Source organism: Lysinibacillus phoenicis (assembly GCF_047238325.1).
GTDB lineage: Bacteria > Bacillota > Bacilli > Bacillales_A > Planococcaceae > Lysinibacillus > Lysinibacillus irui.
In genome coordinates this window covers 3,958,322-3,982,959 of sequence record NZ_JBDFMP010000002.1, presented here as the reverse complement: position 1 = coordinate 3,982,959, position 24,638 = coordinate 3,958,322, and the positions used below count along the sequence as shown (strand labels likewise).

Below are 24,638 nucleotides of genomic sequence, written 5' to 3'. Positions count from 1 at the left end.
TTTCTTTCTTATGAAATTATTGATTTTTTTATAGTATAACGTATTCCCCTATAATTCGCATGAAATTATTGTACGATGATATTTTAGCAATCTTTGTCAATCACCTGCCATGCATTTTGTTGCACAGTACAGCGAATAGTAGTTTCCTCGTTAACAACTCCAATATAATTGCCGTCCGTGTGACAATCAACCTGATCATCTCCAACGATAATATCAAAGTGTTGACCTTGTAAAAAAGTAATTTCCTTAAATTTTGTATGCTTTTCGAAAAACACAGTGACAAAAACAAGTAATAATTTAATACGTGAAATCCCATGGACAATTGTAATATCTACTAGGCCATCATCTGCTCTCGCAGCAGGGGTTATTTTCATACCTCCGCCAAAGTAAGGCTGATTACTCATTGCCACAAACCATGCCTGCTGGAATTGCCATTCCTGCTCATCTGCACGTACTATTACATCAAAACGATGAAAGCGGAATAATCCTCTTATAACAGCAACAGCATAAGAAAGTTTACCAAGTCCTATTTTATTGAGGAATAGCTTAAGTCGAGATGTATTGATTAATTTTGTAACATGAGCATCAAAGCCTATGCCTGCATTATTAACGAAGATTTCTTTTTGCTTATTTCCTAGGTGAATTATCCCTACATCCTTTATCGTACTTGCCTTTGCAGACTTAACATAATGCTCAATTTGGCTAGAATTATGAAAGACAGGGAAAAAACGTGCAAAATCATTGCCAGAACCAGCACGAACAACACCTATTATTATGTTTTTATTATGTACAACACCACTTACCACTTCATGGATTGTGCCATCACCACCTACTATGACAAGTAGCATAGGATCTCGCTGTTGCTGTGCCCATTTTTTGGCTATTTCTTGTCCATGTCCTTCGTACTCTGTAAAAGCCACTTGGTAGGTGATGGTTAGTTGCTGTTGAAGCCGTAGCCATACCTTTCTCCCTTTGCCATTTCCCGCGGACTCGTTGACAATAATTAAAATCTGCATACATCAATCCTCTGATGCTTGAGGTGCTTGCTGCCAAATATCTCGATTAAAGGAGGTAGTTTGGACAGTATTTAGAATCGTTTGTGCAGCTCTTATTTGCATATGTTTCATAGGTGATGAAACTTTTCTTAATTGTTCAATCCATTCCCCGTAATTTCGACGATCTACAAAGCGAACGCCAAATGGTGAACCAGGATAATCAAAATAACCATTACGAGTTAAAACAACCTTACGGATAGGCATATCAATATTATCTTGCTTAAATAACTGAGATAGTACTGACTCCATTCGTCCTAAATTAATGGTTGGATTTAGAACTTTAGAATCTTTCGTCCCTACTTTTTTGATCCAGAAGCGGTCACTGCCACCAACATAAACAGCTTGATTTTCAGCTTCTAACACCGTAATACAAATACATTCTGTTGGCGACATAAGTACTACATCTAGCTCAATAGGAGCTTTTCTTATTTGTAGAATCGGATAATAAAACAACAAGTAGTTATCTGGTAAAGTTTGCAATAACGTACGTAGTAAAGAGTCACGCATGAAACGAGGATCTACATATGATTTTTCACGTAATGTAGAGCTCGCCCATTTCATTTGAAAATGGAAAAACTGGTCAATAAACATTCGTTTCAGTTCATGAACAGATTGTGGTGCATACACAATTTTAGGTTCAAAAATGAGCGTCGTTTCTTCTTCTGGAATGGCATCTTCATCACTGACAAGCTCATCTGATATTTCTATCTGTTCAACATCTTCTGTTGTATCTTTTGGACGACCAGCAAAGATTTTTTTAAAGAGGGAAAATCTTTCCTTTTCCTCAAAAGCCTCCGTTTCAGCCTCATTGTCAATATGTTGCCACTCGCTAATATCCTCTCCCAATTCCCACTGACGCTTAATGCGCTCCCATTGGCTTTTCTTTAAGCGCACAAATTGTGTTGGATATCTCGCTAAATCAATTTGATAGCGTGAAATATAATCTTGTATCTTCACTAATTGTGCCATGTAAATGTCACTCCATTCTTACTCACCATATCTTTAGTTCTTTTCTACCTTGATTCAGAATTGTTTCTATTATTTTAAGGGGTATTTGTTTTCTATTTTTCAAACGCCCACTAAATCAAGGTTGTCGGTAATTCCCCACGATGCAGGTATAATAGCTTTCGATTACTTTTAATTGAAAAGAAGCAATTGTATACATTACATCGACACATGTTCTACGAAATTCAAACGGAAAATTATTCTTTACTATCCTTTTTATTTTACATGACGATACCCAACATTACATCCATAAAAAAAGAACTACCCTTATCGATAGTTCTCTTAAACGTTTTATTTTATTATTTATTTACAGAAATCGGTAATTTCGCCTCAAATGCTTGCTGTAGTTGACGAGTCCACTCACCTGGAACTCCCGCACCAATCTGGTTGCCATCAACATCAATAACAGGTGTAACTTCAGAAGATACGGAGGATACAATGATTTCATCCATAGTTAATAAATCTGCCTTTGTCATCGGTTCTTCAATAACAGGTAAATTAATTTCCTCTGCACATTTTAAAATCACTTGGCGTGTAATTCCATTTAAAATAAAGTTATTTGCTGGATGTGTATAAAGCTTACCATCTTTAATACCATAAACATTGGCTGATGAGCATTCTGTGACAATATCACCACGGTGTAAAATCGCTTCATAGCAGCCCTTTTCAGCAGCCTCTTGTTTCGCTAATACTGCCCCTAGTAAGTTAAGAGATTTGATATCGCAACGTAACCAACGAATATCCTCTACAAAAGTGGCCTTTACCCCTTTTTCAAAGTTTTCATATGCACGCTCACCCGCTTTAACATTTCCAGTTAAAACAGCTGGAACACTTGCATCTGGGAACACATGATTACGTGAGTTTGCACCACGAGTGATCTGGAAATATACATGTCCTGTATCTAGATTATTTTTTTCAATTAGCTCATGTAGTAATTTGTGTAAAACGTCTTTTGTATAAGGAATAACAAGACGAATTTTTTCGGCGCTCGCATAGAAACGATCAATATGTTCTTGTGCTGTAAACATGTTTCCGTTATAAACTTTAATTACTTCATAAATTCCATCACCGAACTGATAGCCTCTGTCTTCTGGCGATACTGCAATCGATCCTTCTTCAACAATTTGATCATTCCATAATGAATATGCCATATTTCATTCATCCTTTTCGTCTTTGAGTTATTTTTTTCCTGCAAGTTCAACAATCGCTTCAGCATATATTGCCGCTGCTTTAACAAGGTTTTCAACCACAACAAACTCATCCGCACGATGCGCTACATCTGGCTCTCCTGGGAATAACATCCCGAATGCTACTCCTTTTTTCATCACACGTGCATATGTCCCACCACCTGTTGATAATAGAGGTGTTTCTGTATCACCTGTTTGACGTCTATAAATAGAAGCCAATGTTTGAATAAATGGATCATCTTCGCTAACATAATGTGGCTTTGAGTCGTCCTGAATATCTAGAGAAAACCCTTTTTCAACAGTTAAGCGTTGTGCAGTTGTTATTTTTTCATCAAATGGATAAGACACAGAATAGCGCATACTGATTACTAAACTGCCACCTTTATTGACATCATAGCTTACGATTCCTGGATTTAATGTTGTCTGACCCGACATTGCATCCTCAAATTGTAAATCAAGCTGATGCCCATAATGATCCTGATAAAAAACATCTGCGATAAAGTCGACAAATTGTTTACTTGCTTCTGTCGTCAATTCTTGCTGTAAAAATGTTGCAAGATAAACAGCTGCATTGACACCTTTTTCTGGCTCCATTGCATGTGCTGCTTTACCTTTGATAGTTATTATATAGCGAGAGTCCTCCATTAATAAAGAGCCTTCTAGCTGATTTTTGCTTAAAAATGTTTGAAAATTCTGTTCGAGTCGTGCTGAGACGTGCTGAAGTGTAGCTTTAGCAAAATCAGGTACCATATTTGGGCGCTTTCCAGCATTAAATAGTAGTAGCTGTTCTTTCATTGCATCACCCATTTTATTTTGAGAGAACACAAGCTCAGCAATGCCTTTTTCAGCATTAATGAGCGGGAAATCCGCATCTGGTGCAAAACCAATTGTCGGCATTTCCTCCTTTTTGAAATAGTGGTCGACACAGCGGAATCCTGTTTCTTCATCCGTACCAATAATCATTCGTACTCTTTTTTCTAAAGGAATACCTGCATCTTTCACAAGTTTCATGGCCATCCATGCCGCAATAGTAGGGCCTTTATCGTCAATCGCACCACGAGCATATAATTTACCATCTGCTACTGTGCCACTGAATGGAGGGTATGTCCAATCGGCTTCATCTCCGATCGGGACAACATCCACATGACATAATATACCTAATAGTTCCTCTCCTGTACCCATTTCAATATGTCCAGCATAATTATCAACATTTTTCGTTTGCAAACCTTCATTCTGACCTTTTGCTAGTAACCATTCAAGTGCTTGAAGTGGACCATCTCCAAAAGGTACTTCAGTAGTTATTGTATTCTCGTCGAGAATACTATTAATTCGCACAAGCTCCTGTAAATCTTGTATTAATTCATCTTGCCTTTCTTTTGCAGCCTGTAACCAATCCATACCATGTTCCTCCTTCAACGTATTAACATTATTCTACACCTTACAACATATATGACAATCAGCTTTCTGACAACTATTTTCAGTAACTTCTACTTACACTACCACATATAGCATGTTTTTCACGTATTCCCACAAAATACAGTATAAATTTTATGTTTAAAATGTAAATTTCTCTTGCATTCACTAGAAAATTAAGTAGTTTTTCTATATAATAAAGTTATCAGAATTATTGTTCTGAATATAAAATTAGAAAAGGGGATGTCTAAGGCAGCTACTTATTAGCCTAAGTGCACTCCGCACATATTGTCGTCCGCTAGTCTTTGCCAAGAGAATTAAGATGAAGGAGTGGTTCATTTAATGAAACCAACTACTGATCGAATGCTTAATCGTATTAAAGACGTGTACATGTTTATTTTAGACAAAGGAACCGTGTCTACACAGGATTTAGTCGAAGAGTTTAGTATCACTCCTCGCACCGTTCAAAGAGATTTGAACGTGTTAGCCTTTAACGATTTGGTGATGAGTCCAAGTCGAGGCAAATGGACAACGACGAAGAAAAAAGTAAAATTGACGTCTTAGTTTTACGTTTTGTACGTAAAGCATTTGTTTGGAAAAGAATGGCCTTTCGTCGGGGTCATTCTTTTTTGTCTTTAAAAGGTTAATAGATTTTTGTGAGTTGTTGAAGAGTGGAATTATTGGTTAAAGAATCTTATTTTCAATCCATTCGATTAGTTGTTTGAATTAGACACTTCACTTTATTATCTTTATAAAATGTTACCCCCGTTCTTCATCAAAAGTATTTTGACTATTTACAGTTGCTTAACAATCCGTTAAACTCGAAACATTCTAAATGTTGAGAGGAGGATTTTAAATGAAATTTTCTACGTTGTTTCATCCATTAGTTTGGATTATTTTAGGTGGAACAATCTTCACTCGTATTGCAAGCTTTATGGCAATGCCCTTTTTAGCTATTTATCTACATAATGAAATTGAAGCCTCCCCTTTACAAATCGGGTTAACGATTGGTATTGCCCCGCTTATTTCTACTGTTGGTGGTTTTTTTGGTGGTTATTTAACAGACCGCTTCGGTAGAAAAAGTGTTATTCTCCTAACAATCGTCGTTTGGAGTCTTGTATTCTTTGGCTTCGCAACCGTTCATGCTGTTTGGCTTTTTGTACTATTCAATGCTTTGAATGGTCTTTGCCGTTCATTTTTTGAACCATCCACACAAGCATTAATGATTGATTTTACACCTGCTGATAAACGAAAAAGACTATTTTCATTACGTTACACAGCCATTAATATTGCCGCTGTCATTGGACCAATAATCGGTGTATACATTTCACAGCTATCCAGTCCAAGCATCCCTTTTATGCTGACAGGTATTATGTATATTATTTACGCTGTATTTTTATTTTTCGTGTTAAATCGTTATCAAATGCAGCAACCAAAAGCTGTCGCTCAAACAAAAATTCTAAGTACATTCACAATCCTTTTAACAAATCGTGTCCTACTTAGCTTTATTTTTGGTGCGATCTTAATCAATATTGGATACTCCCAATTTGATTCTACATTACCGCAAATTATTGAACTAAAAATAGACGATGGTGCGAAGCTTTATTCTCTATTAATCTCACTCAATGCGGCAGTCGTCTTATTATTACAATTACCGATTAGTATTGTGTCAGAGCGTTTTTCATCATCCTCAACATTGTTAGTGGGAATCCTGTTCTTTGCACTTGGACTCTTTTTGTTCGGTTTCTCCAATAACTATACGCTTTATATTATCGCTATGATTATTTTTACCATTGGTGAAATATTTGCCTTCCCAACGATGAATGTCATGATTGATGAAATTGCGCCTGATACCCAAAAAGCTACTTATCTTGGCGCAGCACAATTTAAAAATTTAGGAGGCTTCATTGGTCCAATCATAGGTGGTTGGCTATTAACTCATTATATGAATGCTATGTTTGCTGTCATCGCCATTCTTGTATTATGTAGCTGTATCTTTTACAGATCAAAAACAACAACCCATTAATAGCAAGCATCTCTTTCGATATAGCGACATTTGCTGAATTAAAACAAACGCTCCATTTCTTAAAAATAACCAATCTGGCTATCAATGAGAATGGAGCGTTTTTTTAAATTTTATATTGGTTGTCCGCAGCGACTTCTTGATAACTAGAATATTGATCTTTACCAGCATTTTTAGATTGATAGAGCGCCTTATCAGCCCTTTCAAATAAGCTCATTTCTGTATCTTCAGCAAGATAAAGGGAACCCCCCATACTCACAGATAAGACAGACCATTTTTCACTTGTCCGTCCCTCATATTGAACGGTTCTTATTTGAGTCAAAATACCCTCTGCAATTTGCTGCATATGTTGTTCTGTTGTATCGTACAAGACAATGGCAAATTCATCTCCACCGAATCTCACAACAAAACCGTTGTTTTTCACTACACGCTTTAAAATCAAGGCTGTTTCAATCAGGATATGATCCCCTTCTACATGCCCATATTGATCATTCACTTGCTTAAAATTATCTAAATCAATTAACAATAAACCGGGCACATTCATTTTTCTTTTTCTTAATAAATTGTCAATCTTCCGTATATAAGTAGCACGATTATAAACACCTGTTAACGGATCAAAGGTCGCCAAGTGGATTGTTTTAGATAAAATTTTATTAATAACTAATAACATAATAAAGGAAGTTAGTAAAGCAATGGTTAGTAAAATCCAAAATTGTTGTGTATTTTTTTGGAGTGCTTCAATTTTAGTAAAATTTACAAATTTTACATAAACCACTCTTTTTGAGGACTCTCCTCTCACTGTCTCTGCTTCATAAGGCAAAAAAAGATGTGTTTCTATATAACTATGATCTAAGGTTTGATATTCAACTGGCTCCATTTTTTTCTTGGCTAGCTCAAAATATTTTTGAAATTGTTCGGAATGATCTTGCACGTTGTTCCGCTTTGTTCTTGAATTATCAAAGAAAACTCCACCAGCGTTAATAGTTTGCACTTCTACTAAATCTTTATATTTAGCAATTAAGTAATCGGCGGTTTTCTCAAAATTAAAGGTTTGAAAGACCGGATCATTCAATAAATCGATACCTAGCTCCAGCAAATATTTTTTATCATGTGTTGCTAAATAGCCAAATTTTCGGTATTCCCCTGTCGTCGTTGAAATATCAATTCCATCTGAATAAAACTCACCGCTAGCGCGTCGCTCATCCAATAAAGCAGAGAAACGTTGACAGCAACGCGAAAAATCCAAGCCAATATCTTTTGCAAATGTCGAGTAAGTGACTTTGTTGGATTGATCTACTATGTAAATATCCATCCCATGTTTATTTTTCATTTCTTGTAAATCCCAAGTAGCAATATTAGGGTTTTCACGGTAATAATTTTTTAAATTTCTAAGTTCCTGCTCCATTTTCTCCGACATATTTTTATCAAAATAGAAATGAGCATTATCAATTGTTTGCATATCTGTCAGAATATGATTTTCAATTAACACTTTATTCATGGCTACTTGCTTTTCTATATCCGCCACTAGTATTTGTCTGTTTACATATGAAATGACAGCTACGAGTATAACTGCAAAAGCTATTAAAGATAGTAATAATTTAATACGCAGGTTCTTCATTTTTTTGTCCTCTACTTATTTACACTATCATATTTTGGAAACATTTAGAGAAATGATAAGTTCCATGACTATATCACCATAACTCATTTCATATTATACAGTTACTGTTCTTATACTGTATATAAAAATCCCCGATGCTATATTAGCATCGAGGAATTGGTTAATGATTGTTTTGTAAGCTCTCAAGCTCTTCTGATGTCAACTCGCGATATTCACCTAACGCTAGGTTATCATCTAATTTTAGATTCCCCATGGATAAACGCTTTAAGTACGTTACTCGTTTACCTACCGTCTCGAACATTCGCTTTACTTGATGAAATTTGCCTTCCTGTATCGTTAGCTCAATTTCTGATTGCTGCGCAGATTTTAAGATTACAAGCTTTCCTGGCTTTGTTATATAGCCATCATCTAATTCCACTCCATGAGCAAACTTCTCTGCATCCTCTTCCGTCACTACGCCATCAATCTGTGCGTAATAAACTTTTGGTACGTGTTTTTTCGGAGACAATAAGTTATGAGCTAAGATACCATCATTTGTTAATAACAGCAAACCCTCCGTATCTTTATCTAAACGGCCTACTGGGAATGGCTGAAAATGCTGGTGTAATGGTTCTAATAAATCAATAACTGTTTCATCTCTTAAATCTTCTGTGGCAGAAATAACACCAGGTGGTTTATTCATCATAAAATAGACAAACTCTGTGTACACGACGCGTTCTCCAAACACCGACACATTCTGCTGTTCAGGGTCTACGTGTAATGCTGCATCTTTCACATAAGCACCATCCACTGTGACAGCTTTTTGCTTTAATAGCTGCTTCACTTCCTTACGTGAACCGTACCCCATATTTGCTAGTAATTTATCTAAACGCATTGTACCACTCCTATTTTATACCCAGTTTACTCGTAATACGAGTCAATCGTTCACCCAATAGCTTTTGTGCTAAACCTAAACGGAGTGATAAAAAGCCATAGACAGCTGCACCGACTCCGGCACAAACAATAGAAAATAGTAATGCTGAGAATTTACTATCAACTGGCCCCATTAATAATTCCAATAATTTATGCACAATCAATACGCTAATGGCCATTGCCATTGTTAATAAAGCAATTAACATAACACGACGAACAACCATTTCTGATCGATAATTTAATGTTTTTCGTAACACAAGGATATTGATAATAATTGATACGCTATAACCAATAGCCGTTGCTACAATAGCACCATCTGCCTCCAGCCAGCGGATTAATGGGATATTTAATGCAAGCTTGACGAAAATCCCTGATAATAAGCTGAAAACAATCCACTTTTGAAAATCGATCCCTTGTAACAAGGCAGCAGTTACTTGGAATAAAGCAAATAAAATGGCAACCGGTGCATAATGAGCTAAAATGGTTGCACCCATTTCACTTTCCGAATAAAGCATAAAGTAAATTTCATTTGCTAATAGAGAAATCCCTACCACTGCTGGCAATGTAATAAAAATTAAAATTTGATAGGTTTTATCCATTGCATGACGTAGTGATAAATACTCGCCCTGAGTGTAATACTTAGTAATGGTCGGGACAAGCGCCATGGAAAACCCTGTTGCTAGCATAACGGGAATGATTACAACCTTATGTGTCATAAAGTTGATCATTGATAAATACGTATCAGTCACCTCAGCTAAACCAATCGATGTCATCGCTCCATTAAACGTGAGCATGTCGACTAATTGGAATAAAGGATTGGCTACCCCAACAAACACCATTGGTATGGAGTAGGTAATGACCTCTTTGTAAATATTAGACATAGGCAGCTGTGTGGACGTTACACTTTGACTACGTAGTAGATTGAATTCTGGCTGATACTTTTTCCAGTAATAATACAAAACACCTAATCCACCAATTGCTCCAATAAAGGCAGCAAATACAGCAAAGGAAATCGCTGTCTCTGGTTTACCTTTGAACACAATGACTACTAGGAAGGAACCACCCAGTAACACAACAATTCGCACAATTTGTTCTACTAATTGTGAAACTGCAGTAGGCTCCATTTTGTCATAGCCTTGGAAAAAGCCACGCCATAGACTCATAAATGGGACTACAATTAAAGCAAAGCTGACCCAACGTATGACTGAAGCAATTTGTTCGACTGTAAAGACCTGTTCCTCACTCTTAATGACCAGCCCTGCTATTGGCGTTGCAAGAAGAAAGAGTGCAATAAATGCCGCGAAGCCTGTCACCATCATAATGAGGATGCCCGATTTCATTAGCTTGCGACCTGATTGATAATCTCCCATTGCATTATACTTGGAAACGAACTTAGAAACCGCGATTGGCGCACCTGAAATGGCTATTGCCAACATGATAGAATAAGGGATATATGCATATTGATAAAGTGCGATGTTCTTCTCACCCACAATTGCATAAAACGGAAAAATATAAATTAATCCGAGGACTTTCGATAAAAACATCCCCATTGTTAATATCGCAGTACCTTTCATTAAATTGGACATCATACCCATCCATTCATTGTAAAATCAATATTAATATCGTAACACTTTAAAGGCTCTTATAAAACATTTTCCTTACTCATACACGACATGCAAACGCTGTCACCTTGTAAATGATTTAAGTAAACCAATTGTAATCTTACCACATTTATAGGAAATGAGACGCATAAAAACACCAAAAAGTTCATTCATAAAGAAACTTGATGAAAAAAGGCCTTAAAATAATCGGTGAGGATGTAGAAAATCCCCACCGATTTGAATATTTCTTTATACCATGTCCACGAAGAACTTTTTGTACCATACTAGGAATACATAAGCTGTCCAAATATAGCGACCACGATTTGCTTTTCCTTCATAGTGCTCATCTAAATAGCCTACTAATTGTTTTGTATCAAAGAATTCATTCGCAAAGTCAGTTGTAAACATTTCTTTTACCATGTTGTAATACTTTTCTTCACGTAACCAGTGACGAATTGGCACTGGGAATCCAAGTTTTGGACGTTTTGCCCATTCTTCTGGTAACTCTTGATGTGCAGCTTGACGTAACACATACTTTGTATCAATATCATTGACACGGTATCTAGATGGAATATCTTTCGCTAATTCCATAACTTCCTTATCTAAAAATGGTACACGTAATTCGATCGAATGTGCCATACTCATTTTATCTGCCTTTAATAATATGTCACCTGGCATCCAAAGGTTTAGATCTAGGTACTGCATTTTTGTCACATCGTCATCACCAGGGACTTCATCATAAATACGTTTTGTAATCGATTTGACAGATGGGGCATTTTTATAAGCAGGCTTTAGAACATTGATGGCATCTACTTCATCCCAAACTACTGCTTCCCCAATAAAACGTTCTTCTACTGTTTGGGCACCTTTAATAAGGAAGTTCGTATATTGATTTTTCGGTAAAGCTTCTGCCATTCCGCGTAATGTTTTACGAAGACCTAATGGTAGTTTTTCGTATTTTTGCATTCTTCCTGAATTTTGATACCAAGCATAGCCACCAAAAATTTCATCAGCACCTTCACCTGATAGGACAACTGTTACATCTTTTGAAGCAAGCTCCGAAAGGAAGTAAAGTGGTACTGAAGATGGATTAGATTGTGGCTCGTCCATATGCCATTGAATTTTAGGAAGTGCTTCAAAGCACTCATCTGCCGTAATGTATCTACGTTCATTTTGAATATTTAACGTATCTGATAAATCTTTTGCAAGGTTTGTTTCATTGAACATATCTTCATAGTCAGCAAATCCAACTGAGAAGGATTTATCTGGGCGTAATAAAGACGTTATATAACTAGAGTCAATACCACCTGATAGGAATGAACCAACCTTTACATCACTAATTTTATGAGCCTCTACAGACTCTTTCACAGTGGAACGAATATCTTCAATATATTTTTCTATCGGTGCTTCTTTTGCATGGAATTTTTTATCCCAATATTGAACGATTTGCTTTTGACCATTTTGAATCAGCATATAGTGTGCTGGTGGTAATTTAAAGACACCTTTAAAGAATGTTTCATCCATAGATGAATACTGGAATGTTAAATACGGGCGTAATGCCTGTTTATTTAATTCTTTTATAAAAGAAGGATGTGGTAAAAACGATTTAATTTCAGATCCGAAAATAAATGTACCATCTGTTGTATGCTCAGAGTAGTACAATGGTTTAATACCAAAGCCATCACGAGCGATAAATTGTAAATCATTCTTTTTATCCCAAATACAGAAGGCAAACATCCCACGTAATTTTTTCACAAAATCTACGCCATATTCTACATAACCATAAATAATAACTTCACTATCTGATTGTGTTTTAAAAGTATGACCTTTTTCAATTAAATCTGCACGCAGCTCTTGGAAGTTAAAAATCTCTCCATTAAATACAAGCACGATATTGCCGTCTTCACTATATAATGGTTGATTGGCTACGTCTGATAAGTCAATAATACTTAATCGACGGAAACCTAACGTTACTTTATCGTCACTATGAATACCGCCGCTATCCGGTCCGCGGTGAATAATTGTATTCATCATATTTTCTATTGTTTGATGATGATCAATCACATTTGTTCCATTAATATACCCTATAAATCCGCACATTCTATTTTTCACCTCATAATTTAGTGCATAACCTTTACCATAATAGCACGAAAAGACATTCATTTCATGCTGACAATGCTAATAAAGGAAAACTTTCATCGTTATAATTGAATAACAAAGATTATTGTGTTTCATTCTACTATAAATAGTGTTCATCATGAAAGATGAGATAAAGAATTATAAAACACTTTTCTATTATTTTCAATGTCAAACAAGCCCCCTCTCTATATAGACTTCATGTATAATAGGAAAGATTCCTAAATTGAACAGAAAGTGAGTTTCTAACTATGTATGATGTAATCGTGATCGGTGGTGGCCCATCTGGTTTAATGGCGGCAATTGCTGCTGGAGAGCGTAAAAAGAAAGTTTTATTGTTAGAAAAAGGAGCGAAACTTGGCAAAAAATTAGCCATTTCTGGCGGTGGACGCTGTAATGTTACAAATCGTTTGCCTGTCGAAGAAATCGTAAAGCATATACCTGGTAATGGTCGTTTTCTCTATAGCCCGTTTACCGTTTATAATAATGAAGATATTATTACATTTTTTGAAGGGCTTGGTGTGGCACTGAAGGAAGAGGATCATGGCAGAATGTTCCCTGTGTCAAATCGTGCACAAGATGTTGTCGATGCGTTGATTAGGCAGCTTCAACGTCTCCATGTCGAGGTTCGTTTACACACAGCCGTTAGTAAGCTTGTTATGGATGAGGAAAAAATTCTTGGTGTACGTCTTGCTGATGGCTCAGAAGTTCGTAGCCAAGCAGTCGTTGTGGCTGTTGGTGGTAAGGCTGTCCCACAAACAGGTTCAACAGGAGATGGCTATCCATGGGCAGAACGGGCTGGCCATACAATTACAACATTATTTCCAACTGAAGTCCCCGTTATTTCAAAAGAGGATTTTATACAAGCGCGTGAGCTTCAGGGGCTAGCATTACGTGATGTGGCTGTATCTGTGTTAAACAAAAAGGGTAAGGTGCTCGTTACACATCAAATGGATATGCTCTTCACCCATTTCGGCTTAAGTGGTCCTGCTGTTTTACGCTGTAGTCAATTTGTTGTCAAAGAATTAATGAAAACAGGCTATGAGCCAGTGACCATGCGTATACAAACACTAGTTGATTTTAATGAAGAAACATGTTTGCAATATTTAAATAGGCTAATCAAGGAAGATCCAAAAAAGGCAGTGAAAAATGTTTGGAAGGGCATTGCCCCTGAACGTTGGCTATTATTTTTATGTGAACGAGCAAATATCGATGTCCAATTGACAGGTGCCGAATTATCCCAAGATAAAATCCGTCAGCTAGCACGTTTACTAGTGAACTTCACATTGACAGTGAGCGGCACACAGTCACTTGATAAAGCCTTTGTTACAGGCGGTGGTGTCTCCGTAAAAGAAATCGAGCCGAAAACAATGGCTTCTAAGAAAAAAGAAGGATTGTTCTTCTGTGGGGAAATTCTTGATATTCATGGCTATACAGGAGGCTATAATATCACCTCCGCCCTCGTAACAGGACGTATTGCAGGCATGAATGCGGCTTTATAATAGAAGAAAAAGCGTGTCCGAGAAAAATGGACACGCCTTTTTTAGCTTTCACTAGACATATAAACTTCTTCAAACGGCTGGATAATAACAAAGCCCTCACCTGAAAACGCCATCTGGATAGATTCACCACTACCACGACCGATAAAGGTACGGAAGCTGATATCCGTTTTAAATTCAGGTGTTAGACTGCCTGACCAAGCAACAGTAGCATGTGGATCAGTATAGACAGTTTCACCTGGTTTCACTAATAACGTCAATGGTTCAAAATGTGTTGTAATCGCTACTTTTCCTGTACCTTGTAATGTTACATTAAATAAACCGCCTGACATGATGCCAGCCATTTTACGCATTAAACGGATATCCCAGTTGATGCTAGGTTCAAAGGCCAGTAAATCATTCCCATTTACACAAATACTGTCGTTTTTCAAATCAAAGACCGTTACTTTCTTTCCTTGGTCCGCTAAGTATAATCTGCCCTTTCCGCTAGCTTTCATTAATTGCGTTCCTTCACCTGTTAACGCCTTTTTAAACATCTTGCCAAGCCCATGCTCTAAAACACGCTCACGTTCAAATTTAATGTCTCCAGTATAGGAGATCATGGCGCCCATTTTCGACCATACTTCTCCGTTTAAATTAACCTCTAATACACGTTCCGTTTCCAATTCGAAATAATCATTTTCATTGTCATCCTGTTGTGTTTTATTAATAAATTCATCTAAAGAAAATTTCCCCATAATGAATCCCTCCCTAATTATCTTATATACGTTTTTCTTTGAGAAAAGATTCAAATTTTAACTGTTTGTTCCTTATCCCGTGTTTCGTTACAAATTTTCTCTTTTAATAACGAAATCACGTTATTTCCAGTAATGTTATTGACATCCTTTGTGGACTGTTATACATTAAACGAAGAAATAACGATTGTTATATAACACTCACTGCAAAAAAATACTATATAAGTGCCATGTGCGAAATGACACCTATATAGTAGTTCAAATTATTGTGTTGCAGAGACGTCTCCAACATCTTGTGCTGCTTTTAAAGCTGTTCGTTTACGTACATCTGCACGTAGTGTTATTGAAATAATTAACGAAGCAGCAATTAATCCAGCGAATACATAGAATACTGGAATATAGCTTCCATAAGCGTTTTTAATTGTACTTACTAACAACGGTCCAAAAATACCACCCAATGACCAAGTTGTTAATAAATAGCCATGGATAACACCTAATTGTTTTGTACCAAATAAATCACTTGCAAACGCAGGTAAATTTGAGAATCCACCACCGTAGCAACTAACCACTAGGAAGATAAGTGCTTGGAAAATAATCACGTTCGTTGTATGTGGTAAAACGATAAATGTAATTAATTGCGCTATAAAGAAAATAACGAATACGTTTGAACGACCGATATAATCCGATACAGCAGCCCAAATTAAACGGCCACCACCATTAAATAACCCCATGATTCCTACCATTGCTGCAGCACCTGCAACAGATAAACCGACAATTTCCTGTGCCATAGGCGAAGCTACAGATATCATCATAATTCCCGCTGTTACATTGACTAAGTGCATTGACCATAACATCCAGAAATGCTTTGTTTTGACAGCTTCACGTGCTGACATAACTGCTAAATCTTTTTTAACAACTTCTTTGCCATTATCGGCAGCTGCCTTCATATTAGCTGGCATATAACCAGGCTTAGGCGGCGCTATATATGAAGCCCCTAAAATCATTAACGTGAAATAACTTGCCCCTAAAATAAAGTATGTTGTAGAAATACCGACTGCCTCCATTAAGTTGGCTGCAACCGGTGCTGTAATTAGTGCCCCAGAACCAAATCCAAGTACGGCCATACCTGTTGCAAGGCCACGGCGATCTGGGAACCATTTTACAAGTGTTGATACAGGTGCAATGTAACCAATCCCCATACCTAATCCACTAAGTACACCATAAGTTAACCAATACATCACAACAGAATCCATTGAAATCGCTACACCAGCACCAGCTTGTCCTGCTCCAAATAAGACAGCTGCTACCATTGCCGATTTACGTGGCCCCATTTTTTCTACTAAGCTACCAAATAATGCTGCTGAAAAACCAGCAAGCCCCATCATAATAGTAAAGGCAACAGTTACCTTTGTTTCACTCCATCCCATTTCCGTGACAATCGGTAGCTTGTATACACTGTATGCATAGGCTCCACCGATGGAAAGGTGAATAGCGATTGCAGATAATGCAATTAACCATCTATTTTTATTCATAAATTCTCATTTCTCCCCTCTTTTGCTACCTGTGAAAATTCTATGAACGTCCATGTAAAACAATTTACCACTTAGAATTATTCAAATGCAAGTGGTTTTTTGAAAAAATATTATTTCTCCAAAAAGTATTTTGTTTTTTCATTATCGTTCTCCTGCATACAAACCTTACAGTCTCTAAGTAGAACGAGGATTATTCTACAAAATATACGACACCATTTAGCTATTATTACTTTTCTACTCTATTATCAGAATAACTATAAATTATATTAAAATAATAAATTCTGTGTATATTATCACATTCACTAAGTGTATACGTCTTCTATCTCTAGTCATATTCTCTTAACAAACATTTATATTCTTCTGCATATTAAATTAATATAATGTAGAAATTTTCAAAATAAAACAGAATTTTTTGGCCAAAACAAACGAAATTTACGCGCTTAAAAAAAGGATAGAAAATTCAAAAGGAGCTTGTTTTTTACTTAAACTTACAAAAATTATCTTTATAAACAATACATTGGATGTATATTTCGCAAAATATTATAAATACCTCCTTCATTTTATTATTCAAATATATATTTTCCTTACTGTAAATCTAATGCTTTCCTCTACTAACTAGCATAAATTGCTTGTATTGACCTTAAATATTCTGTAATAAGACCAATTTTAAAATCATATTGTTTTTGTGCAAAAGTAAAAAAGCAGCTAAAAAGAAAACCAATATACTAGAAATCATTTCAGCATACTGGTTGGTAAAACACCCTATTCATTTGTTCTTCTTTTTAAAAACTGCAATATTTTTATTTCCTTATAGTAAATACATAATATAATTCCAATTAATATTAATAAGGATCCATACAGTTGAATGCTAGTGGGAAATTGTTTTAAGAATACAGCACTTAATAACATAGCTATCGCTGGTTCAAAATTCAATAAAAGTGAAGCATTCGTTGACCCTATCTCCTTCATTTTTTGATTCCACATTAAATTACTAATCCCATGAATAACAATCGCCGATAAAATTAACAGCAACCAATATGGAGTTGCAACATGCCAATTAGTCTGCGGTAAAATGGTAAAGGAAAAGGGTACAAGCACCAGTAGTCCAATTAAATTTGTATAAAAGGTAATCAACTGTGCAGAGATTTTTAGACTAAGGTGGTTCACAATAATTAGAAACAAGGCAAAGCTTAGCATTGTAATTAAACTTAGCACCTCACCCTTACCGATTGAAATCGAGATAAGTGCTCCTTTTGTAATTACGAGACCAACCCCTACAAAAGAAATGATTGCACCTAGCCAAAAAATGCCGTTCCGCGATTCATGATAAATCATTTTATTTAGTAATGATGTGACAATCGGTGCACAGGCTAAGATTAAAGCCGCGGTGATAGGAGAGGTGTGCTGAAGACTGGCATAAAAGCTATAGTGATTAATGGAGACACCTAGTATGCCTGCAATGACCAATAATACTAGATCATTGCGTGTAAATGCTGTTCGGTTAATTGTTTTCCAACTAATACATCCTAAAAACAGAACAATGACAATCAATCTAAAAATGGCGACTGTTATAGGAGCCCAATGGTCAATTAAAATAGAGCCAATTATAAAGTTACTGGCCCAAAAAAATACACAGCTAAATAAAATCATATAGATGGTGAGTTGTTTCATATCTAAATTGCACCTGCATTTAAAGAGACTTCTACATAAGTTATGGTAAAACTATTAAAAATCTACTTTCCTTTCTATTATTCACGTATCTATTACAACATAAGTATAGCAAACTAGAAAACTTCTAGTTTGCTATGTTAACTAAATAAGGGGGATTTAGTTGTTTGTACTAGTTGATAAATTTTCCTTTCGACATAACCACTCGATTAGATGGTTTGCGTGCAATAACTTCAGCACTTGATACTGCGTCAAAGAATACAAAACTTGCTTCGTCCTTCACATTCGGCCAAACCTTCTGGCCATTTGCATCCAATGGTGTCACACCATTTGTAATATATTTTAACGTTTGTCGAATAGAGCGTTCATCCAGTTTACGAGAAATATCTGCAAACGTCGTCGCTTTTTCTAAAATATCTCCTGAGCCATACGGACTCCAAGAATCATAAAATCCATCACAGCCAAAGTGGACATCAACTCCATGCTCTGTCAGTAAATCAATCGGTGGGATTAAGCGTCTTAAATCGAATGGCACGGTTGACATAATTTTCACTTGTTGTTGTGCTAATCGTTCAGCAATTTTGTGCTGCTCCAGTAAAGATACATCACCAAGTGAAAAGGCATGACTAATCGCCGTTCTACCTTGATATTTTGCATCTTCAACGATATCGATCCATTTATCGATTGTATAATAGCCAACATGACCACCGTCATGAAGGTGAATATCAACATCTACATTAAATTCCTGTGCGATATCCATCACTTCATATAACGAAGGTTCTATTGAATTATCAATCCCTGCTGGATCAAGACCACCAATCATTGTCGCCCCATTACGTAAGGCTTCACGCAATAGTTTAGGGACATCATCTCTTAATAAGCCGTGCTGTGGAAAGGCAATAACTTCTGATGTCACAACATCTTTATAATCCTCCAATGCCGCTAGTACGCCCTCTAAATTTTTCAAGCCAATGTACGGATCGATATTAACATGTGTACGAATATGATTGGCGCCATTTTGAACGATTTTTTCAATCATTGCAGCCGCGCGTTGTTTACCTGTTGTAGCAAGAATGGATAACTCTTGTGCTTCACGCTCAAGTCGTTCCTTTAAATTCTTAACTGGTACACATGCTTTCCAAGGTAAAGATAAGTATGTTTTATCTAAGTGATTGTGCATTTCCTTAAAGGCAGGTAATAAAAGCTTCCCTTTCATATCTGTTACTTCATTTGGAGAACCGACTGCCTGCGTTGCTGGTATAATTTGTGAAATAAACCCATCTGTAATTTCAAGATTAAAAAGCTCCACTTTCGTACCAACTGTATCATTTTCTTTTATATATTCTCCTGTTTCAAGTAGAACATTTGTAAGCCAATGCTTCATCTAAATTCTCCTTTCAACTCTCCTACATCCTGTAAGTGAATTATTTTGCCTTGTGAAATAACAGTAGTAATTGGGCATCTTCTCGCAATAACATGAGCAGTGCTAACACCATCTACTAACAACATATTAGCTTTATCACCAACTTGTGGCCAAACGCGCTCTCCAGCGTCATTCAATGGTGTAATCCCATCAGAAGCGTACTTCCATGCACGACTTAATGAATATTCATCTATAAAACGGAATCTCTCCGCCATTACATTTAATTTCATAATCGTATTGCCTGTACCGTATGGTGACCAATGATCCGTTAAACTATCATGTCCTACAGAAACCTTTACTCCATTGTTATAAAGATACGGAATTGGTATGGTCGAACGATTCAAGTCTGTTGGGACAGTAGTTGTGACGTCTATTTGTACAGCAGCCATTGCTTGAACTAAATTTTCTAATCGTGACTGTTCTAAATCGGCAAGTGCCATCGCATGGCTAATTGTTACTTGACCTTCTTTTTTCGCCTGTTTCGTTAGTTCTATCAATTTATAAAATTCAAATTCACCTAATGTATTAGCTGTATGAATATGAATATCGATTCCTGCATGATAGTCTTGGGCAATACCCATCGTAGTTTGTAGGGATTTTTCAATATTACGGTCTACAATAGATGGATCAACACCCCCAACAAGCGTTGCGCCCATTGCCATTGCTTCACGGATCAGTCCTTCCACATTGGAGCGTAGTAAGCCGTGCTGTGGAAAGGCCACAATATCATAAGTAATTTGATCTTGATATTTTTCTAAAACCTGTTTTGTAATTTCGATATGCTTAGTTCCTATTTGTGGGTCAACATTACAATGTGAACGAATATAGGTATGTCCTTGTGAAATGAGCCACTTCACCATTTCCTCTGCTCGATAAGCAGCTGTTGGTAACTGCTTTGGTAACAGCGTTCTTTCTTCTTCAATACGAGTTAATATCCCTTTAGTAATGGGCCTTGGCGCCTGCCATTCTCCACCGAAGTACGTTTTATCGATATGAATATGCATTTCTCTGAATGAAGGAACTAGCAGTTGCTTTTGAGCATCCACTATTTCTACATCTCCAGCAACCACTATATTCTTATCAACTTGTTGAACATGCCCATCTTCGATTAGGACATCATAAATACCTGTACGAGTTGCAACAATGTGTTCATTTTCGCGCTCATATGCTTCTTCTAATCTCACATTTTTCAGCAATAGTTTACTCATAGTTTCCTCCCAATTGGTATTTTCCGTCTATTACCAAATTTGATTACTCTACAATTTCAACGCCACTGATCATCGTGTAGTTAGATGCGTCTAACCAGAAACCTTTTACAGCATTACTATAGACTGCTAAGTGCTCATAGTTACGAACTGGAATATACACCGCTTCATCTAACTCCATTTGCATTGCTTTTTTGTAGATTTCATTACGTGCCTCTTGATTTGATTCAGAACGTCCTTGTTCAATTAACTTGTCTACTTCTGGGTTTGAATAGTAGAAATGGTTTCCTGGTGCTCCCATAGAAGCTGTGTGGAATAGATTATATTGGTTATAATCAGCATCCCCAGTAGCATTACCCCAACCACTAATAAATAACTGATGCTGCTCTTTCGTGATTTCTGAAATAAATGCACCGTATTCCATTACTTGAATTTCAACGTCTAATCCAATACCTTTTAATTGGGATTGAATAACTTCAGCCATATTGATTCGCTCTTTACGATCACTTGTCAGCAATTTAACTTTTGTTCCCTCTTGAACACCAGCTTCTTTTAATAATTCTTTTGCTTTTACTACATCATAGTCATACGGCTTCGTTTCACTAGAATAACCAATGATTTTTGGACTCATTGCTGAATTCGCAAGTGTCCCAACATTATCGTAAATACCACTAATAATTGCTTCACGGTCAACTGCATAGCTAATAGCTTGACGAACTTTTACATCCGATAATAATGTGTCTTTCACATTGAAACCGATAAATTCTACTGCAAGACCTTCTGCACGGAATAGATTCATAGTTGATGAATTTTCAATACGGTCAATTTCTGTAACAGGAACTTGTTCTGCGATATGAGCTTCTCCACTTTCAATCATTGCTAAACGAGTAGAATCCTCTGGCACAACTTTAAATGTTACTTTATCTACTTTCGGTACAGTACCCCAGTAATCTTTATTTGTGTTTAATGTAATTTCTTGACCAGATTTCCAAGATTCAAATACAAATGGGCCTGTCCCTACCGGATGTGTTGCTAATTCGTCAGCCGCTTCCGCAATCGCTTTCGGACTCATCATACTACCTTCTTGGCTTGCTAAAATAGATAAAAGCGGTGCATATGGTTCTTTTAATTTCAATGTAACAACATACGTATCCTCTACTACTACTTCATTAATCATTGATAATTTATCACGCTGTGGTGAACCAGTTGCAGGATCTAAGATACGGTCGAAAGTAGCTTTTACAGCCTCTGCATTAAAATCTGCACCATCATGGAATTTAATGCCCTCATTCAATGTAAACGTCCAAGTGACATCGTCTTTTTGCTCCCACTCTTTTGCTAGTAATGGAACAATTTTACGATCTCTATCAAAAGCAACTAGCGTTTCATATACTTTGCCATGAATAATATTCGCTGAAGGAATATCTGTAATAAAATGAGGATCTAAGCTTGTAGCATCCGCTGCTCTTAATACAACTAATTCTCCTCCTACACTTTTCGATCCCTCTTTGGAATCTTCCGCACTATTATTATTAGCTGTAGAGCATGCTTGCAAAACAAGTACAGTAATAAGTGCCATGAATAAAAACAACTTCATTTTCTTCATAAACATTTCCTCCTTGTGTGATTTGTTACTTACATTTCGAATTATAAAGAAATAAAATTCACTTGTTTTTTAAAATTTTTACGTGTTTTTTAAATTTTCTGACTAATACTCCATAAAATATTTACATTCTTTACGCTTTTCACTAAATTGAAATCAAATCAAATAGAAAAGGAGTATTCGATATGGATAAAGTAACTACTATCGATCATTCTGTTTTAGTGAATGCACGCAAGGCAACTAGAAAAAAAAATCTTGTTTCTTTCCTAAACAAAATCAAAAAAAATAAAGCAGCTGTCGCTGGAGGCATCATCATTCTTCTTTATATATTGATGTTTCTCATCGGACCCATTCTAGCCCCTTATGATCCATACGATGTACAGTTAGGTCAAAAATTACAAGGACCAAGTTTAGACCACCTTATGGGAACTGACGATAAAGGTCGAGATATTTTAAGTCGAATTTTATATGGATCACGTTTATCCATCGGTGTTGGTATTTCAGCCGTTTTATTTGGCGGAACAATTGGAACATTTTTAGGGCTTATCGCTGGCTATTATGGTAAATGGGTTGATTCCATTATTAGTCGAATTTTAGATATTATGCTTGCCTTCCCAGGTATCCTACTTGCCTTAGCCATTGTCAGTGCATTAGGTGCAAGTCTTATTAACGTAACAATTGCTGTAGGATTTTTCTCCATTCCAATGTTTGCACGAATCGTACGTGGATCGACAATGGAAGTTAAAAAGTTGGAATATATCGATGCTGTGAAAACACTCGGAGCAAATGATATGACAATATTAATCAAGCATATTTTCCCGAATATTTTGTCACCAATTATTGTACAAGCATCTATGCGTTTAGCGACGGCGATTCTATCTGCAGCTGGTCTGTCCTTCTTAGGGCTGGGTGCACAGCCACCATCTCCTGAATGGGGTGCCATGCTTTCAAATGGTCGTGATTTCTTGTTTACCGCTCCTTATATGGCGCTATTCCCAGGTATTATGATTTCCATACTTGTATTAGGATTTAACCTATTTGGAGATGGTTTACGCGATGCGCTAGACCCAAGAATGAAAAATTAAAGGAGAGAAGATACATGACTTTATTTATCTTAAAACGTCTAGCTCAAATTATTCCCGTGACGCTTGGTGTTACACTTGTTGTTTTTCTTATTATGCAAATGATACCAGGTGACCCGGCTATTATTTTAGCAGGAGAAGGTGCTTCACAAGAAACTGTTGAAGAATTACGTGAAAATTTAGGGCTCAATAAACCATTAGCTGTTCAATACACTGATTACATTAAAAATCTTTTACAAGGAGATATGGGTCATTCATTAAAAAATAAACAACCAGTATTTGAGGAAATTACCGCCCGTTTACCGATTACAATCGAGCTAGCCTTTTACAGTATATTAATTACCATTATTTTAGGACTTATCGCTGGCATCATCTCAGCAATTCGTCCCTATTCTTTTATGGATGCTGGCCTTATGATTGTGGCCTTATTAGGGATCTCGCTACCAAGTTTCTGGCTAGGTATTTTATTAATGTATGTTTTCTCGGTACAGCTGCATTGGCTTCCTGTTGCAGGCTGGGAAAGTGCTAAACATATTATTCTTCCTGCAGTCACTCTTGGTGCTGGTGGTGCAGCTATCGTTGCGCGTATGACTCGTTCTAGTATGTTAGACGTCGTGAATCAAGACTATATTCGAACGGCAAAAGCAAAAGGCTTAAAGGGTTACGTCATTATCCTAAAGCATGCCTTACGTAATGCTTTAATCCCAGTAATTACAGTAGTAGGTTTACAATTTGGTAGTTTACTTGGTGGAACTGTATTAGTAGAATCTGTTTTCGCTGTCAATGGATTAGGACGCATGATTGTTGATGCTATTCGTACACGTGACATACCTGTCGTTCAAGGTGGCGTTCTTGTTGCCTCATTAATATTTGTTTTTATTAATCTTTTCGTGGATATTTTATACCGATTCTTCAATAAACGAATGGATTTAAACTAGGGAG

At 36.5% G+C, this 24,638-nt stretch carries 19 protein-coding genes; 5 read left to right on the top strand and 14 right to left on the bottom strand.

Going from position 1 to position 24,638, the window contains the following annotated elements:
* Positions 1 to 83 precede the first annotated feature (83 nt).
* From ABC382_RS21445 to pepV, 4 genes are all read right to left on the bottom strand, one after another.
* Positions 84 to 1,016, bottom strand: a complete 933-nt coding sequence (locus ABC382_RS21445; RefSeq protein WP_322606024.1) for a diacylglycerol/lipid kinase family protein — start codon at positions 1,014 to 1,016, stop codon at positions 84 to 86.
* 3 nt (positions 1,017 to 1,019) lie between these two features.
* Entirely contained in the window at positions 1,020 to 2,024 is a 1,005-nt protein-coding gene (locus ABC382_RS21440; protein ID WP_274794128.1) for a nuclease-related domain-containing protein, read from the bottom strand.
* Between the two features lie 335 nt (positions 2,025 to 2,359).
* The gene (gene dat / locus ABC382_RS21435; RefSeq protein ID WP_312506620.1) at positions 2,360 to 3,211 is read right to left on the bottom strand and encodes a D-amino-acid transaminase; all 852 of its coding nucleotides are present in this window, start codon (positions 3,209 to 3,211) and stop codon (positions 2,360 to 2,362) included.
* 27 nt (positions 3,212 to 3,238) lie between these two features.
* On the bottom strand, positions 3,239 to 4,645 hold the full coding sequence (pepV, locus tag ABC382_RS21430; protein WP_312506621.1) for a dipeptidase PepV: 1,407 nt from the start codon (positions 4,643 to 4,645) through the stop codon (positions 3,239 to 3,241).
* A 357-nt stretch (positions 4,646 to 5,002) separates the two neighbouring features.
* On the opposite strand from pepV, the gene ABC382_RS21425 reads away from it, so the two are divergent.
* Entirely contained in the window at positions 5,003 to 5,224 is a 222-nt protein-coding gene (locus ABC382_RS21425; RefSeq protein WP_049667439.1) for a DeoR family transcriptional regulator, read from the top strand.
* Between the two features lie 292 nt (positions 5,225 to 5,516).
* Positions 5,517 to 6,686 carry an MDR family MFS transporter gene (locus ABC382_RS21420; RefSeq protein ID WP_274794131.1) on the top strand — a complete coding sequence of 390 codons (1,170 nt, stop codon included), beginning with the start codon at positions 5,517 to 5,519 and terminating at the stop codon, positions 6,684 to 6,686.
* A gap of 103 nt (positions 6,687 to 6,789) precedes the next feature.
* Here the strand turns inward: ABC382_RS21420 and ABC382_RS21415 are convergent, their stop codons facing one another.
* The 4 genes from ABC382_RS21415 to asnB form a co-directional block, all read right to left on the bottom strand.
* A complete protein-coding gene (locus ABC382_RS21415) occupies positions 6,790 to 8,301 on the bottom strand; it encodes a diguanylate cyclase domain-containing protein (RefSeq protein WP_322611796.1) in 1,512 nt (503 codons plus the stop codon).
* Between the two features lie 160 nt (positions 8,302 to 8,461).
* A complete protein-coding gene (locus ABC382_RS21410) occupies positions 8,462 to 9,175 on the bottom strand; it encodes a pseudouridine synthase (protein ID WP_274794133.1) in 714 nt (237 codons plus the stop codon).
* 10 nt (positions 9,176 to 9,185) lie between these two features.
* The gene (locus ABC382_RS21405) at positions 9,186 to 10,799 is read right to left on the bottom strand and encodes a putative polysaccharide biosynthesis protein (protein ID WP_274794134.1); all 1,614 of its coding nucleotides are present in this window, start codon (positions 10,797 to 10,799) and stop codon (positions 9,186 to 9,188) included.
* Between the two features lie 264 nt (positions 10,800 to 11,063).
* Positions 11,064 to 12,914: an asparagine synthase (glutamine-hydrolyzing) gene (gene asnB, locus ABC382_RS21400; RefSeq protein ID WP_274794135.1), complete on the bottom strand. Its 1,851-nt coding sequence runs from the start codon at positions 12,912 to 12,914 to the stop codon at positions 11,064 to 11,066.
* A 287-nt stretch (positions 12,915 to 13,201) separates the two neighbouring features.
* Between asnB and ABC382_RS21395 the strand changes: the two genes are divergently transcribed.
* On the top strand, positions 13,202 to 14,452 hold the full coding sequence (locus ABC382_RS21395) for a BaiN/RdsA family NAD(P)/FAD-dependent oxidoreductase (protein ID WP_322606022.1): 1,251 nt from the start codon (positions 13,202 to 13,204) through the stop codon (positions 14,450 to 14,452).
* Between the two features lie 41 nt (positions 14,453 to 14,493).
* Here the strand turns inward: ABC382_RS21395 and ABC382_RS21390 are convergent, their stop codons facing one another.
* From ABC382_RS21390 to ABC382_RS21365, 6 genes are all read right to left on the bottom strand, one after another.
* A complete protein-coding gene (locus ABC382_RS21390) occupies positions 14,494 to 15,186 on the bottom strand; it encodes an AIM24 family protein (RefSeq protein ID WP_274794137.1) in 693 nt (230 codons plus the stop codon).
* A gap of 260 nt (positions 15,187 to 15,446) precedes the next feature.
* Complete coding sequence (locus ABC382_RS21385) at positions 15,447 to 16,715, bottom strand: L-lactate MFS transporter (RefSeq protein WP_274794138.1); 1,269 nt, start codon at positions 16,713 to 16,715, stop codon at positions 15,447 to 15,449.
* 762 nt (positions 16,716 to 17,477) lie between these two features.
* The gene (locus ABC382_RS21380) at positions 17,478 to 18,386 is read right to left on the bottom strand and encodes a DMT family transporter (RefSeq protein WP_322611795.1); all 909 of its coding nucleotides are present in this window, start codon (positions 18,384 to 18,386) and stop codon (positions 17,478 to 17,480) included.
* A 169-nt stretch (positions 18,387 to 18,555) separates the two neighbouring features.
* Positions 18,556 to 19,767, bottom strand: coding sequence for an amidohydrolase (locus ABC382_RS21375; protein WP_322606020.1), 1,212 nt, complete (start codon positions 19,765 to 19,767; stop codon positions 18,556 to 18,558).
* Complete coding sequence (locus ABC382_RS21370) at positions 19,764 to 21,014, bottom strand: amidohydrolase family protein (protein WP_274794141.1); 1,251 nt, start codon at positions 21,012 to 21,014, stop codon at positions 19,764 to 19,766. Before ABC382_RS21370 ends, ABC382_RS21375 begins: the two co-directional genes overlap by 4 nt.
* A gap of 43 nt (positions 21,015 to 21,057) precedes the next feature.
* The gene (locus tag ABC382_RS21365; RefSeq protein WP_274794142.1) at positions 21,058 to 22,617 is read right to left on the bottom strand and encodes a glutathione ABC transporter substrate-binding protein; all 1,560 of its coding nucleotides are present in this window, start codon (positions 22,615 to 22,617) and stop codon (positions 21,058 to 21,060) included.
* Between the two features lie 182 nt (positions 22,618 to 22,799).
* Here ABC382_RS21365 and ABC382_RS21360 point away from each other — a divergent pair, with 182 nt between their 5' ends.
* A complete protein-coding gene (locus tag ABC382_RS21360) occupies positions 22,800 to 23,699 on the top strand; it encodes an ABC transporter permease (RefSeq protein ID WP_274794143.1) in 900 nt (299 codons plus the stop codon).
* A 14-nt stretch (positions 23,700 to 23,713) separates the two neighbouring features.
* On the top strand, positions 23,714 to 24,634 hold the full coding sequence (nikB, locus tag ABC382_RS21355; RefSeq protein ID WP_274794144.1) for a nickel ABC transporter permease: 921 nt from the start codon (positions 23,714 to 23,716) through the stop codon (positions 24,632 to 24,634).
* The last annotated feature ends 4 nt before the right edge of the window (positions 24,635 to 24,638 follow it).

Bases quoted from the DNA above. Each gene is read 5' to 3' on its own strand.
- ABC382_RS21445 (WP_322606024.1), bottom strand. From the start codon at position 1,016: ATGCAGATTTTAATTATTGTCAACGAGTCCGCGGGAAATGGCAAAGGG.
- ABC382_RS21440 (WP_274794128.1), bottom strand. From the start codon at position 2,024: ATGGCACAATTAGTGAAGATACAAGATTATATTTCACGCTATCAAATT.
- dat (WP_312506620.1), bottom strand. From the start codon at position 3,211: ATGGCATATTCATTATGGAATGATCAAATTGTTGAAGAAGGATCGATT.
- pepV (WP_312506621.1), bottom strand. From the start codon at position 4,645: ATGGATTGGTTACAGGCTGCAAAAGAAAGGCAAGATGAATTAATACAA.
- ABC382_RS21425 (WP_049667439.1), top strand. From the start codon at position 5,003: ATGAAACCAACTACTGATCGAATGCTTAATCGTATTAAAGACGTGTAC.
- ABC382_RS21420 (WP_274794131.1), top strand. From the start codon at position 5,517: ATGAAATTTTCTACGTTGTTTCATCCATTAGTTTGGATTATTTTAGGT.
- ABC382_RS21415 (WP_322611796.1), bottom strand. From the start codon at position 8,301: ATGAAGAACCTGCGTATTAAATTATTACTATCTTTAATAGCTTTTGCA.
- ABC382_RS21410 (WP_274794133.1), bottom strand. From the start codon at position 9,175: ATGCGTTTAGATAAATTACTAGCAAATATGGGGTACGGTTCACGTAAG.
- ABC382_RS21405 (WP_274794134.1), bottom strand. From the start codon at position 10,799: ATGTCCAATTTAATGAAAGGTACTGCGATATTAACAATGGGGATGTTT.
- asnB (WP_274794135.1), bottom strand. From the start codon at position 12,914: ATGTGCGGATTTATAGGGTATATTAATGGAACAAATGTGATTGATCAT.
- ABC382_RS21395 (WP_322606022.1), top strand. From the start codon at position 13,202: ATGTATGATGTAATCGTGATCGGTGGTGGCCCATCTGGTTTAATGGCG.
- ABC382_RS21390 (WP_274794137.1), bottom strand. From the start codon at position 15,186: ATGGGGAAATTTTCTTTAGATGAATTTATTAATAAAACACAACAGGAT.
- ABC382_RS21385 (WP_274794138.1), bottom strand. From the start codon at position 16,715: ATGAATAAAAATAGATGGTTAATTGCATTATCTGCAATCGCTATTCAC.
- ABC382_RS21380 (WP_322611795.1), bottom strand. From the start codon at position 18,386: ATGAAACAACTCACCATCTATATGATTTTATTTAGCTGTGTATTTTTT.
- ABC382_RS21375 (WP_322606020.1), bottom strand. From the start codon at position 19,767: ATGAAGCATTGGCTTACAAATGTTCTACTTGAAACAGGAGAATATATA.
- ABC382_RS21370 (WP_274794141.1), bottom strand. From the start codon at position 21,014: ATGAGTAAACTATTGCTGAAAAATGTGAGATTAGAAGAAGCATATGAG.
- ABC382_RS21365 (WP_274794142.1), bottom strand. From the start codon at position 22,617: ATGAAGAAAATGAAGTTGTTTTTATTCATGGCACTTATTACTGTACTT.
- ABC382_RS21360 (WP_274794143.1), top strand. From the start codon at position 22,800: ATGGATAAAGTAACTACTATCGATCATTCTGTTTTAGTGAATGCACGC.
- nikB (WP_274794144.1), top strand. From the start codon at position 23,714: ATGACTTTATTTATCTTAAAACGTCTAGCTCAAATTATTCCCGTGACG.